We start from the raw sequence: 12,501 nt of genomic DNA on the forward strand, positions 1-12,501 counted from the left end.
TTAATTAGGAATGAGTTGAATTATGGTTTCAATCATTACTGTTAAGATTGGAATTGCCATGGCTAAAATTAATATTTTCCCTCCGAGTTCTATTTTTGAAGCAATCGCTCCCTGACCAGCATCTTTGGTAATTTGAGCAGCAAATTCAGCAATATAGGCTATTCCAATAATTTTTAATATCGTTTCCACATAGATTAAATTCACATTAGCATTTACAGCTATCTTTTGAAGCATTTGGAAAATGGCATAGATTTGATCAACAAGGAAGAGAAAAATTGCACAACCAACAAAGACAATTAATAGAAAAGCGAAATTTGGTTTTTGTTCTTTTACAATAAGGGCTAAAAAGGTAGCTACAAGTGCTATGCCAACGATTTGCAAAATTTCAATGGCGGGAATCCTCCTTTAACCTTGAAATAAAAAGACTGATTTAATTTTCTGAAATAGATCATCTACTATGTTTGCGACCATAAATAAAATGTAGATAAATCCAAAGAGTGTCACCCATTGTGCATATTCCTTTTTACCAACCTGATCGAGAATGGTGTGTAAAAAGGCTACCACGATTCCAACTCCAGCGATTTTAAAGATGATATCGACCTCTAACCCCATTAATTCTCCTCCTATAGCTACAACAATAAAATGATTAGTAATAATCCCGAAAGAAAGCCTAAACTTTTTACCATTTTTTCATATTTGGATTGCCTATCCCTTGCTTCCATTTCCTCTCTTTCTAGATGAGAAAGTGTGAGCAAAATATGCTTTTGCTGGGACAAACGATCGTGACGACCAAGCGTCTCTCCAAATTGCTTCATAATTTCATATTCTGATTGTTTAAAAGCAGTTAACTTCCATATCTCCTTAAGGCTTGATTCCCAAGCATCTTTAACAGTTGTATCCGATTCTGTTAGCTTTTTAGCGAATGATTCAAAGAACCAGGATATAGGCTTAGCTAATTGGGTTGATAACCTTCTAGCCGCTTCATGTAACGGTGTGTGTCCATACATTATTTCTGCTTCAAGCGATTGTAAGGCTGATTTTAAAAGCCTTAATTGTCTTGGCCTTTCGCTTAAATGTCTAGAAGCTTCAAACCCCGTCCAAGTAGTGGCGACAATGATGAATATGGCTCCAATGATTTTCATCATTTAGGTCACTCTCACTTTACTTGAAATCTCATTGCCATTGATGTCTTTAATCCTTGTAATGGTACCTGGACCGTTACTTCGACTTAACTCAATGTACCTCTGAAAAATCTCAAGTTTCAGGATTGCTTGTAAACTAGGACGTTTTCGGATTTCCTCGAACGAATCACCATGAGTTGTCATAATCAATTTGATTCCTGCATTTACAGCTTCTAATATTGCGTCAGTATCTTCTAATCTACCTATTTCATCCACCACTAACACATCAGGACTCATAGACCTAATCATCATCATCATTCCTTCTGCTTTAGGACAAGCATCTAATACATCGATTCTAGGACCAAAGGTTAATTGTGGAATACCATTGACACATCCAGCTATTTCAGACCTTTCATCGACAATTCCTACCTTTTTAGCAGGTATACCGTTTTTATGATCACCAGATGAAACGATTCTTGCTAGATCCCTTAATAAAGTCGTTTTTCCCGTCTGAGGAGGACCAATAATCATCGTATGTTTCCATTGTTGATCATAAAGAGCAGGTATTAATGTTTCGGCAATACCGATTTTCTCTTTTGCTATTCGAATATTAAAGGATGAAATATCCCTTAATGCTTTTACCTTTCCAGCCTCTAATATAACCTTACCAGCTAGTCCAATTCGATGACCTCCATCAATCGTGATATACCCTCGCCTTAACTCCTCTTCAAGAGCATAGATGGAATGATGGCTAATTTTGTTTAATAGCTGATTAGCATCTTCAACATTGATTAAATAAGGAAGAAAAATAGTTCTTCCTCCCATTGTTACTTCGATAGGACGATTGGTTCGAATTCGGATTTCCTCAATCTCTAATTTCTGAATAGGAGGGATCTGCTCTAATTGTTCTATTATTGTTTTTGGTAAAAAGGATAGGACTGTTTCCATGTGTCTCCTCCTCGAGGTCAATCTCTCATTATTTAAAATGTATGCCTGCTTGGACACATTATGACTTTCATTTATATTTTATAATCTGAAATTTTTTAATAGATTTTGATTTTTGAGGATTTTAGAATGTTCGAATACAATCGAAAATACTTATATAAGGAGAGGAAAGGGAGGAATAAACATGTATTATCCTTATCGTTCAGTCTATCGAAATCAAAATGAGGGATTAGAGAATAAGAATATAATTAAGGTAATCGGAGAAGGAATGGTGACGGCAGTACCTAATCAAGCATCTGCAACGATTGGTGTAATTACTGAAGGGAAGGATTTAACCGAAGCTCAAAAAGAGAATTCAGACACCATTTCTAGGATTATTTCTGTATTAAGTACCTTTAATGTTCCTCAGAAGAATGTGCAAACAGTAGAATATCAAGTAAGTACTGAATACGACTATGTAGATGGAAAACAGATTTTCCGTGGGTATCGTGTATCGAATTTATTGAAAGTAACTTTAGATGCAGTTAATCAGCTAGGGGCAATTATTAATAGAGTTATTGAAGCAGGGGCAAATAATGTTTCAAATGTTCAATTTAGTGTATCTGATCCAAATCCTTACTATTTACAAGCATTAAAAAGAGCTTTAAGAAATGCACATGAAAAGGCAGAGGTAATTGTGGATAATTTAAAAGTTAAATGGAGTTCTACTCCTGTACACGTTGAAGAACTTAGAAAGGTAAATGGGCCGATTGAGCCGCAATTGACGTTTGTTAAAGGTGTGTCAACTGAACAATTTCAGCCAGGAATCCTTCAGTTTAATGCTGATGTGTTGGTGAAGTACCTATATTCTTAAAAGGAAAACACATAAAAACTATTAAAAAAGCAAAGTATTTGGGTAAATCCCTCCAAATCTTTGCTTTTTTAATAGTTTTAATGGTACTTTGATGCTAATGCATAAAGATCTGACTTACTAATAGGTCCAATATGGTGTTCTCTAATCGTTCCAGCTTGATCAATGACAAATGTCTCTGGCTGAGCTACTACATTATACTTTTTGGATATTTTATGATTATAATCGAATAAAAAAGTGGAAGTTGTTTTATATTTTGCCACATATTTTTTTACTCGATCCCTAGTTTCCCCTCTGTCGATGATTAGTAGCTTAAATTGATCACCATATTCTTGTTCAAAAGCTTCCAATTCTGGAGCTTCATCAATACAAGGTGTACACCAGGTGGCAAAATAGTTTAAGATTACTACTTGGCCCTTATAATCCGATAACTTTTGTAGTTTTCCATCCAAATCTTCCATTTCAAAGTTGTAGGCTGTCTCACCTACCCCCGTAATATCTCCACTCTGCTGCCGTAAACTAATGGCAAAAAATATAAACATAGCCATTACCCCTGCCAACACGATTAACTTAATGAGTGTTTCTTTTTTCATATATATCCCCCTAAACTGGGCATTACTTACTTTTCCATTTCTTTAATAAATTCAATTTCCTTAACAATTTTTGTTTGGCGTTTTCCAATGGTTAATAAATAAACAAATATAATTACCCAAGCTACTGAATACGCACCTAACATATATGCCATTTTCGTTTCCTCCCTTTGATTAGGCTCTTTTCGTAAACTTTGGTGCTATTTGAATCAAAGTAAAAATCGGAATTTGGATTTTTACGGTTTTATCTACCAATTTCTTAAGTGTGAATTTTTTTTGAGTAAGGAAAAGAGCACGAAACCCATATTTTATACGGGAATTAATATGTCTTCGAAAAACAACAATTTCTGCGAAGACACCCTTTTATTAGCCGACTAATTTTTCACGTAATTTTTCTTTCCAATTTTCAACTGTAATTTTGGCTTTTTCTAAATAAACACCCTTTTGTAATAACACTACGTACAAAAGCGTAAATGAGATTGTCATAGTAATTAAGGCAACTAGCATTTCTGGTTCAACACCGCCACCTTTTTGACTAGGACCATCTCCAAACACGATTGGATGGAATTTAGATTGCCACCAGCGAATAGCCATAAATACGATAGGAACATCAATAAATCCAATAATCCCAAACACGGCAGATAGTCGAGCTTTCTTATCCCAAGCACCATCCATTTGACGAATCATGATATAAGCTAAATAGATGAACCAAAGAATTAACGACGTCGTTAATCTTGGTTCCCAAGCCCACCACGTATTCCATGAAGATCTCGCCCAAATCGGACCTGTTGTCATAACGATGGTTGTAAAAACAACTCCAATTTCTGCTGATATACCAGCATAAATATCATAAATTCTTTTCCGAGTTACTAGATACATAATACTAAGGACAAATACGACAAAGAATGCTAGAAAAGCAACCCAAGCTGAGCTAACATGAATGTAGAAAATTTTCTGTACTTCTCTCATAGTAGTTTCTAATGGTGCGTAAATAAATATTAAGTAGAAGGAAGTTAAAATAGATATAATTGTAGCCCATACTAATACCCTGTGGACAAGTGAATCCTTAAGCTTAGTGAACGGTTCTTGCTCTAAATTTAATGTTGTCTTCATTTCTACACCTCCAACACATATTCAAATAATAAGACACATAATACGAAGAAAATAACATTATAACCACCAATTAACTGTATCCAGGAAATGGCATTAGGCAATTTATCAATATTTGTAAGGATGATTTTTGTTGCCTGAACTGCACCAATTAGAATAGGACTAACCAGTGGGAACAACATAATCGGTAGCAGCATTTCACTGCTCCTTGAATTGGCCGCTAAAGCAGCGAGAAACGTTCCTATTGCTACAAAACCAAAACTACCAATAAATAAGACTAGTATAAAATAAGGAAAACTCCCCATTTCACGAAAATCAAAAAGTAAGAATAAAAATGGTATCGCCACAATTTCAACAATTAACAGCATGATAAAGTTAGCTAGAAATTTCCCTAAATAAATACTTGCTGCATCTAATGGTGCTGTTAATAGAGCATGCATATTATCATTTTTTTGCTCTGAAACAAAGGAACGATTAAGCCCTAAAATCCCTGAAAAAACAATGATAATCCAAATGGCACCTGGTATAACTGCTTTTGTCGTGTTATTAGTTGGGTCAAAAGCAAAACTACAAACTACTATGACCAAACCTGCAAAGATGATCATTGTGGTTAGTACTTGTCTAGTCTTCCATTCAGAGTATAAATCCTTCCAAGCTATAGAGAGAGCATTAGTAAATATACTCATACGACTCCCTCCGTTAGTAATGCGTATTTATCAAAAACTAAATCGAGATTGTTATTCTCTAGCATAAAATCATCGACAATCTTACCATTTTTCACTATAATAATTCGGTCACAAATTTCTGCCGCTTGTTTAAAATCATGCGTTACCATCACTGTTGTAGTGCCCTGGGCCTTCATCTCAAGGATTACTTTATTTAATATGACAATCGCCTGTTGATCAAGTCCTGTATGGGGTTCATCTAGCAATATGATTCTTGGTTCATGAACAATTGCACGAGCGATAGCTACTCTTTGAATCATTCCTCTTGAAAAGCTTTTAACAGGCTCATGTAGGAAAAAGGATAAGCCAACTTTTTCGATTAATTCTTTAGCCCGTTTCTCAACGTCCTTTACGCCATATAATTTTCCAAATAATATTAGATTCTCTAATGGTGTAAAGTGATCATAAAGTAAGCTTGCATGTGGTAAATAACCAATCAACGATTTAACTTCAAGTGCATGCTTCTTTATTTCCTTATTATTAATCAATACTTCCCCACTAGATGGTTTTATTAAGGTCGCAATAACTTTCAAAATGGTACTTTTACCCGCCCCATTTGGACCTAATATGGCAACGGTTTGCCCTTCTTTTATAGATAAGTTTACACCCCTAAGAATGACCTTATCGCCTACACGTTTGATAAGCTGTTTTGTCTGTATCACTTTAATCCCCCTTACTCGGTATATTTTTGTAGATTCAATTTAACCTGTAAGAGGTGGTGCTTGAAAGCTTCTAATTTTTTTTGATAGTCTTCATCCGAAATCTGTCCATCAGTATAGTTCTCTTCAAGCTCTTCAATTTTATCCATTATTGCTTTTCGTTTATTAATTAATAGTAGAAAGGCTTGCTCTTCTTTATCTGACAATCGTTGATCTTCAAGCAACTTACCTTTCCACCTAAAGTAGGAATAATAGCCAGTTCCACCAAGTAGAATTACAGCAAGCACAATCATTAAAACATGGGGCTCAAAACCACTTAATGGTGATTGATACCACATACGAATATGTCCAGGATTATGAAAAACGGGAGCGGAATGAGTAATATCACCTAAAGCAGCATTATCACTCTCAGCATTTTCCTTATTAGCTGTTGTAGCATTCTCATCAATGGCTGCTTGAATTTGATCTGGAGAAGGCTGTTTCTCTTGATCATAAATAACAGTAAACGGTTGGTCTTCAGCTATGCCTGCAATATTATAGCCATAGTATTTCTGACCTTCAAATTCAAATAAATCTTGGATCGTATACTCTAACCCTTGAATCATTAGACTGCCAGATTTTTCTGGAACTAAAATTTGCATAGCTTGAACTGGATAAGGATATTGAAACTCAATCCCATCCTTACTATTCTCTAGCCAGTAGCTATATGGAAGGATAATCGACTCTTTGGCTGGAATTGCTTTAGTTGTTGTAAATCCACTGTTTATTTCAGTCATCCCTAAAGAATTATCGTGAACTTGTAGGTTGGTAGCCCCTTTTGGAATGTTGACTGTTAAGACCGTCTTCGATTGCCCATCACCTTTGTACTCTTCTTCCAGTAGGTTCTTAACACTTGTCATATGCATAAGAGCAACAGTGCCCTCATCACTAGGTCTGATGATAATGTATTCCATATCAACATAAACAGGTGTTTGACCAAATGCTGACACAAGTAAGGAAGGAGTAAGTAAGAAGCAGAAAATCAAGCTAAACCAAAACTTTTTCATCCTACTTCCTCCCTTGCTCTTCTTTTCTTCTACGAAGCTCATTTTCAATTTCCTCTTCTACTGCTTTTAATAAATCATGATCCACTTCTTTTTGATCCATTTGTTGATTATCCTTGATTAGATCTGCTAGCAACACTTCATACTGTTTTTTCAACTTTTTATAATCTTCATCAGATATTTTATGCATTTTATGTTCAAACTCAATTTCATTTAAGGTAGTCATTAACGCAGCTTTATGATCATGTGCAGTCAAATCAATCACTGGTTGAAACAAGTTCAATTCATTTTTGAAAAATGGTGAGATGATTAGATACATACACACTAAGACTAGTACTGCTGAAGCAATCATTGATAATACTGAAATTTCCATTTCATTCACATCCTAAAAAAACTTTTTCCGTTCTTCATCAATCATTGATTGAAGAATTTCGTTTTCAGTCTCATCTGTAGTTAAATTCTCGTCCATTAACGTGGGTGTATCATTATCATTTTTTCTACGAACCCATCTTCGAATAACGAAAAACACGCCTGAACCAGCACCTGCTAATACAACAAAGGGTGTTACCCATGCTGTTAAACTAAAGCCTTTCTTCTCAGGAGCCGTAAGGATTTCTTCACCATAAATGTCGACATAATATTTGCGGATTTCATCTTTATCCATACCTTTATTCATCATTTCAACAAAGTCTGCTTTCCATTCAGTTGTTAAATTGCATGTACTAGGATCGCATTCGTAGTGGTCCTGGCCACATCCACAAGTACATTTAAACTGAGATGCGACCCCCTTAAATTCAGCTGATTTATAATCAAATTCTTCCTTTTGTTCCACTTTTTCTGTTTGTTCCTCTGCAGAAACAGGTTGCCAAGATGCGAACGGAATCAAAAATATTACTAAGAGAGTAATAACCTGTAAAATTACTTTCATATTATGACACCTCTCTTTTCGAGCCAGAGTATCTAGGTGTTATATTTCCGTACTTCCCACTCCACACTGCGAATAATGTTCCGATTACTAGAATAATTGAGCCGAGCCATAACCAGTTCATCATAGGATTAATTTTTACAATAAAGGTAGCTCTACCGTCATTTTCCCAAGCACTTAATACAAGGTATAAGTCTTCTTTCCATGAATTCACAATTGCCGGCTCTGAGGATGGTTGCTCCCAGTTTCCGTAGAAAACCTTTTCAGGTTCCATAACACCTAGTGGTTTACCATTCTGAAAAATTCTTAAATCCGCGTAAATAATATCGTTTATTCCTTCTTTACGTTGGTCTAATTTTTCATAAATAATCTTGTAATCTTTTATTTCAATAGATTCACCTAGTTTTACGGTCTTCATCGTTTCTAAATCATAGTTCTGCGAACCAATAATCCCCATTGCTATAAAAGCAATACCTAAGTGGACTAGGTATCCACCATACCTTCTACGATTACGGACCATTAAACGCCAAAGTGCTACTGGTATATTTTCTTTAGTCATCTTGCGACGAGCTTTTACTCCGCGATAAAATTCAAGGTAGTGAGTGATTAATAAGAAAGCAATGACACCATATCCGATAACTGCCCAAGTCTTTCTAACTCCTATAACTACCATTAAGACCATAGCAATGATTGCAAATATGGATGGATACAAGAAATTTTTTCTTAAATTTTTCGCACTTGAGCGCTGCCATGCAATCAATGGGCATACTGCCATTACAAACAACATCGATAATAAAATAGGTGATTGGACTGCATTAAAGTATGGAATTCCGACAGTTACTTTCGTTCCCCTAACAGCCTCCGAAACTAGTGGGAAAATAGTTCCCCAGAATACCGCAAATGCTGCACCAACTAATAATAGATTGTTAATTAAAAAGCTGCTTTCTTTCGATAAAAACGAATGAAATTGCCCTGCATCCCGTTTAATTAAGTTGTAACGACTCATCAAGACATAAAGTCCACCTAAGACTGCAAATGCCATGAAGATTAAAAAATATAATCCTAGATTTGAATCTGCGAATGCATGCACCGAGGTTAGAACTCCGCTTCGAACCAAAAACGTACCAAAGAGTGTAAGTGCATAAGACGTGATGATCAAACTAACATTCCAAACCTTTAACATATTTTTTCTTTCTTGAATCATGACAGAATGTAAGAATGCTGTTGCAGTTAACCACGGCATAAATGATGCATTTTCAACCGGGTCCCATGCCCAATATCCACCCCATCCTAATTCTACATAGGCCCATTGACCACCAAGGATATTTCCTAAGCTTAAGAACATCCAAGCTAGAATCGTCCAGCGACGAGTCATTTTTATCCAGAAATCATCCATATTTCTTAAAATAAGTGCCGCCATTGCAAAAGCAAAAGGTACGGCAAGACCGACATATCCTAGATACAGGGTTACTGGATGTAGGATCATCCCAGGGTTTTGAAGCATTGGATTTAAACCTTTACCTTCAATCGGAACTTCGTCTAATAAAACAAACGGTTTAGCTACAAATCCTAAAATAAAGAAGAAGAAAATAACATTTGTTAGCATAATAGAAGCTATATAAGGGACCATTGGGTTCCCTTTCATTTTCTTCGAGAAAACTACCATTACTGTGTACATAGATAAAAATAATGACCAAAGCAGTAAGGAACCAGAGTTACCAGCCCAAAATGCAGTAAGTTTATAGATTAATGGAAGCTCACTACTTGTATAATCATGGACATATTGGAATTGAAATTGTTCTGTAGCAAGTAAGTATAATAGAATGGCGGATGCGACTGCGGTACAAATAAACGCTGCTAATACTCCGCCTTTTCCACTATTTATAAATCTTTGATCTTGTTTGTAAATGCCGATAATAAAAATTAATAATGAAAAGATTGAAATGGCAAGGCCAATATAAATGGATAGATTTCCGACTAAATACATTTAAGTCACCTACTTTGAGTGCTATTTTTCTCCTTCTGATTCAGAAGAAGGCTTATTTAATTTGTCTTTATGTGATTCAGGATCATAATTTTCCATATCTTGACCTTCATACTTAGATGGACATCTTGTTTTTACAGTTTCAGCAATAAATTCGCCTTGCTCTTTTGCAGGATTTCCTTGAAGTATTACGATTACACCTTCAGTAAAGTTATCTGGCTTTACTCCATTATGGGTAACATGGAGCTTATTTCCTTCGTTATCTTTTACATCAAATTGAAGCTCAATTTTATCTGCATCCCATTCAATAGACTCTTCAACTAATAATCCTTCAACTGTTACATAATTTTCTTCATATTTTTGTTGGTTTCCATTTAACTCCTTCAGGGTAATCTCTACACCACTTGAACCAGGTGTTGCAGCCATTAATAAAAACACTATCGCTCCAGCTATTATTAATCCGCCAATTGAAACCATCGTATTTTTCTTCACTTTTAGCTCGCTCCTTAACCTAACTTTTTAATTTTTTCATCGTATGTTTGTTGATCAATTTCACCAGTCATTAACATGCTGCGAAGTAGTTTTTTCTCATTACTCTTTGAATCTACTTTTTTAGTATTCTTTGAACCCTTGGTTTCTTCTTTTGAAACTGGACTCTTTGGTGATGGTACCGATTTTTTTCCTTTAAAACCAAGGAATATGAATACACCCATAATGATCATGGAAAAGCCAATGATAACTGCTCCTGTTGTATCAATAAAGGGACGGTTTGATGCTTTACTAGTTCCTCCGCTATTCTTCAGAACTTGTTCAGTTGCGGTTGTTCCGGAAGTTCCTTGATGATTCTCATCATTTGGTGGATCCATTGTACTGATGACTGACATAGATGAGGCATTATCTTTTTTTACATAGGAGGCTTTATATGAAACTTCGGCTCCCTTTTTAGCGTTTAAATATTGGTAATGATGAATTTCTTCCCCGTACTCACTCTTTGATTCATTTGTTGCTTTAGGTTCCATCGTAAAATCTTTTGAATTAATTGGTGCGTAGAATACGATGTTTAATTGTTCCATATTAGCAGGAGGAGTAAATCTATAATTGAAAGATTTTGTATCCTTTACTTCAATTGGGTTTGCGTAGTACTCAATGACATAATTATAAGTAGCATCTGTTTCAATCGGTTTAGTAGGCTTCCAAATAATCAATTTCTGTTCTTGGTCAATCCTATATTCTACTTGGACTTCAGGCTTATTCGCTTCTGGAAACTCAGCTGCCAGGTACATTTCAAAGTCTGGATCATCAACTGGGAGAGGAAATGTTATTTCCCCACTGTATTCGGAACCACTTTTATTAACAAATGTTCCAAAATACCCTACTAATAAAGATGGTTTCTCTTTTGACCAATCCTTTGGATAATCAAACTCTGGCATTACTTGGACTTGCATTTCCTTGTAGGGGAATTTTTCTGCTTGAAACGCTTCATTTGCACTCACATCTTTTAGAAAAAAGCTTCCTATGAGTGTCGTAATGAACACGAAAGCCATTAGTTTTTTTAACATGTAAATCCTCCTCATTAATTGACGCTCCCCGATATTCTTTTGTCATACTTTTTCACTATAGTCCTCTTTGAAATAAATATAATCCCTTAACAGCCCTCATAGTTGCAGCAATATTGAACATTTTGTAAAAGGCTATAAAACGTTTCTATTTTGACAAAATTATTTCATAAAGAATTCACAATTTGCCAAAAGTACACTTACCTGGATTGTTTTAAAAATGGAAAAAGGGATGACGTATATAACATGACCGGTGGGATGAATAAGTGGAATGGCGAAGTTGAAAAATAATTTGTTCAAAAAGTAAGAACCTTGGATTCGCTAATCCAAGGTTCTTACTTTTTCTCAAATGAACGAATAAAGCTAATGACATCCGTTATTTCATCTTTACTTAATTGCCGAACTCCCTCAAGCCCTTCTAAGGAAGCTGACATTCTAGTTTTATCTCGTCCATAAGCGGTACTAATCCATATTTGTTGATCAGTGGTGTATTTTAAATATTGAGGATTTGACAAAGCCGTCCCCATTTTCTTTTTACCTACACCATCGACACCATGGCAACTCAGGCAATATAATCCATATACTTTTTCCCCATTATCAATATCACCAGAGATTGTTTCAGGAGCATCAAAATGAATTTTTTCTGTCTGCCAATCTCGCATGAACGCTACAAGCTGATTTAGTTGCTCATCTGAAAGAAATTTATAATCGGGCATTATCGTCCCTTCTCTACCATACTTTACATAATGAATTAGGTCCTGATTAGATACAGTGCTAAGGAACTGTTGATTATTTAGCGCTGTCCCTTGTTTAGCACCTTCACCTAGGCCAGAATTTCCATGGCAGGATGAACACATTTGCATATAGAGTTTTTCTCCCGCTTCAATCGCTACCAAATCTTTTTTTTCCTTAGGATTCAATTGAATTAGAAGGAAAATTATTCCTAATGTTACGAGTATATAAATACCAATTAATATTTTTTTCACATTTATC

General features: G+C 35.4%; 17 protein-coding genes. 1 reads left to right on the top strand and 16 read right to left on the bottom strand.

Annotated elements, in window-relative coordinates; translation table 11 throughout:
* The 4 genes from spoIIIAD to spoIIIAA are packed head-to-tail and all read right to left on the bottom strand — an operon-like array spanning nt 1 to nt 2,069.
* The gene (spoIIIAD, locus tag LRP83_RS15275) at nt 1–390 is read right to left on the bottom strand and encodes a stage III sporulation protein AD (RefSeq protein WP_230497612.1); all 390 of its coding nucleotides are present in this window, start codon (nt 388–390) and stop codon (nt 1–3) included.
* A gap of 15 nt (nt 391–405) precedes the next feature.
* Nucleotides 406–612, bottom strand: coding sequence for a stage III sporulation protein AC (gene spoIIIAC / locus LRP83_RS15280; RefSeq protein WP_127737492.1), 207 nt, complete (start codon nt 610–612; stop codon nt 406–408).
* Nucleotides 613–629: 17 nt separating this feature from the next.
* Nucleotides 630–1,145, bottom strand: a complete 516-nt coding sequence (gene spoIIIAB / locus LRP83_RS15285; RefSeq protein ID WP_230497553.1) for a stage III sporulation protein SpoIIIAB — start codon at nt 1,143–1,145, stop codon at nt 630–632.
* Nucleotides 1,146–2,069: a stage III sporulation protein AA gene (gene spoIIIAA, locus LRP83_RS15290; RefSeq protein WP_230497554.1), complete on the bottom strand. Its 924-nt coding sequence runs from the start codon at nt 2,067–2,069 to the stop codon at nt 1,146–1,148. It lies immediately after the preceding gene.
* Nucleotides 2,070–2,250: 181 nt separating this feature from the next.
* Between spoIIIAA and LRP83_RS15295 the strand changes: the two genes are divergently transcribed.
* A complete protein-coding gene (locus LRP83_RS15295; RefSeq protein WP_230497555.1) occupies nt 2,251–2,919 on the top strand; it encodes an SIMPL domain-containing protein in 669 nt (222 codons plus the stop codon).
* Nucleotides 2,920–2,996: 77 nt separating this feature from the next.
* Here the strand turns inward: LRP83_RS15295 and LRP83_RS15300 are convergent, their stop codons facing one another.
* From LRP83_RS15300 to LRP83_RS15355, 12 genes are all read right to left on the bottom strand, one after another.
* Nucleotides 2,997–3,509: a TlpA family protein disulfide reductase gene (locus tag LRP83_RS15300; RefSeq protein WP_230497556.1), complete on the bottom strand. Its 513-nt coding sequence runs from the start codon at nt 3,507–3,509 to the stop codon at nt 2,997–2,999.
* A gap of 26 nt (nt 3,510–3,535) precedes the next feature.
* Nucleotides 3,536–3,661, bottom strand: coding sequence for a CcmD family protein (locus tag LRP83_RS15305; protein ID WP_230497557.1), 126 nt, complete (start codon nt 3,659–3,661; stop codon nt 3,536–3,538).
* A 211-nt stretch (nt 3,662–3,872) separates the two neighbouring features.
* The gene (locus tag LRP83_RS15310; protein WP_230497558.1) at nt 3,873–4,619 is read right to left on the bottom strand and encodes a cytochrome c biogenesis protein; all 747 of its coding nucleotides are present in this window, start codon (nt 4,617–4,619) and stop codon (nt 3,873–3,875) included.
* Nucleotides 4,620–4,621: 2 nt separating this feature from the next.
* Nucleotides 4,622–5,302, bottom strand: coding sequence for a heme exporter protein CcmB (locus LRP83_RS15315; protein ID WP_230497559.1), 681 nt, complete (start codon nt 5,300–5,302; stop codon nt 4,622–4,624).
* The gene (ccmA, locus tag LRP83_RS15320; RefSeq protein WP_230497560.1) at nt 5,299–6,003 is read right to left on the bottom strand and encodes a heme ABC exporter ATP-binding protein CcmA; all 705 of its coding nucleotides are present in this window, start codon (nt 6,001–6,003) and stop codon (nt 5,299–5,301) included. Before ccmA ends, LRP83_RS15315 begins: the two co-directional genes overlap by 4 nt.
* Nucleotides 6,004–6,014: 11 nt before the next feature.
* Nucleotides 6,015–7,046, bottom strand: coding sequence for a hypothetical protein (locus LRP83_RS15325; RefSeq protein WP_230497561.1), 1,032 nt, complete (start codon nt 7,044–7,046; stop codon nt 6,015–6,017).
* Nucleotide 7,047: 1 nt separating this feature from the next.
* Nucleotides 7,048–7,416, bottom strand: a complete 369-nt coding sequence (locus tag LRP83_RS15330) for a hypothetical protein (RefSeq protein ID WP_230497562.1) — start codon at nt 7,414–7,416, stop codon at nt 7,048–7,050.
* A gap of 12 nt (nt 7,417–7,428) precedes the next feature.
* Nucleotides 7,429–7,971, bottom strand: coding sequence for a cytochrome c-type biogenesis protein (locus LRP83_RS15335; RefSeq protein WP_230497563.1), 543 nt, complete (start codon nt 7,969–7,971; stop codon nt 7,429–7,431).
* Between the two features lies 1 nt (nt 7,972).
* On the bottom strand, nt 7,973–9,955 hold the full coding sequence (locus LRP83_RS15340) for a heme lyase CcmF/NrfE family subunit (RefSeq protein WP_230497564.1): 1,983 nt from the start codon (nt 9,953–9,955) through the stop codon (nt 7,973–7,975).
* Nucleotides 9,956–9,976: 21 nt separating this feature from the next.
* Nucleotides 9,977–10,444, bottom strand: a complete 468-nt coding sequence (locus LRP83_RS15345) for a cytochrome c maturation protein CcmE (protein WP_230497565.1) — start codon at nt 10,442–10,444, stop codon at nt 9,977–9,979.
* 14 nt (nt 10,445–10,458) lie between these two features.
* A complete protein-coding gene (locus LRP83_RS15350; RefSeq protein WP_230497566.1) occupies nt 10,459–11,511 on the bottom strand; it encodes a hypothetical protein in 1,053 nt (350 codons plus the stop codon).
* 332 nt (nt 11,512–11,843) lie between these two features.
* Nucleotides 11,844–12,494: a c-type cytochrome gene (locus tag LRP83_RS15355; RefSeq protein ID WP_230497567.1), complete on the bottom strand. Its 651-nt coding sequence runs from the start codon at nt 12,492–12,494 to the stop codon at nt 11,844–11,846.
* Nucleotides 12,495–12,501 lie beyond the last annotated feature (7 nt).

This window comes from Pseudoneobacillus rhizosphaerae (assembly GCF_917563885.1).
GTDB lineage: Bacteria > Bacillota > Bacilli > Bacillales > Cytobacillaceae > Pseudoneobacillus > Pseudoneobacillus rhizosphaerae.

Excerpts from the sequence above, each read along its gene's own strand:
- LRP83_RS15350 (WP_230497566.1), bottom strand. The coding sequence starts at position 11,511 with ATGTTAAAAAAACTAATGGCTTTCGTGTTCATTACGACACTCATAGGA.
- LRP83_RS15295 (WP_230497555.1), top strand. The coding sequence starts at position 2,251 with ATGTATTATCCTTATCGTTCAGTCTATCGAAATCAAAATGAGGGATTA.
- LRP83_RS15305 (WP_230497557.1), bottom strand. The coding sequence starts at position 3,661 with ATGGCATATATGTTAGGTGCGTATTCAGTAGCTTGGGTAATTATATTT.
- spoIIIAC (WP_127737492.1), bottom strand. The coding sequence starts at position 612 with ATGGGGTTAGAGGTCGATATCATCTTTAAAATCGCTGGAGTTGGAATC.
- LRP83_RS15310 (WP_230497558.1), bottom strand. The coding sequence starts at position 4,619 with ATGAAGACAACATTAAATTTAGAGCAAGAACCGTTCACTAAGCTTAAG.
- LRP83_RS15325 (WP_230497561.1), bottom strand. The coding sequence starts at position 7,046 with ATGAAAAAGTTTTGGTTTAGCTTGATTTTCTGCTTCTTACTTACTCCT.
- spoIIIAB (WP_230497553.1), bottom strand. The coding sequence starts at position 1,145 with ATGATGAAAATCATTGGAGCCATATTCATCATTGTCGCCACTACTTGG.
- spoIIIAA (WP_230497554.1), bottom strand. The coding sequence starts at position 2,069 with ATGGAAACAGTCCTATCCTTTTTACCAAAAACAATAATAGAACAATTA.
- LRP83_RS15300 (WP_230497556.1), bottom strand. The coding sequence starts at position 3,509 with ATGAAAAAAGAAACACTCATTAAGTTAATCGTGTTGGCAGGGGTAATG.
- LRP83_RS15315 (WP_230497559.1), bottom strand. The coding sequence starts at position 5,302 with ATGAGTATATTTACTAATGCTCTCTCTATAGCTTGGAAGGATTTATAC.
- LRP83_RS15335 (WP_230497563.1), bottom strand. The coding sequence starts at position 7,971 with ATGAAAGTAATTTTACAGGTTATTACTCTCTTAGTAATATTTTTGATT.
- LRP83_RS15340 (WP_230497564.1), bottom strand. The coding sequence starts at position 9,955 with ATGTATTTAGTCGGAAATCTATCCATTTATATTGGCCTTGCCATTTCA.
- LRP83_RS15330 (WP_230497562.1), bottom strand. The coding sequence starts at position 7,416 with ATGGAAATTTCAGTATTATCAATGATTGCTTCAGCAGTACTAGTCTTA.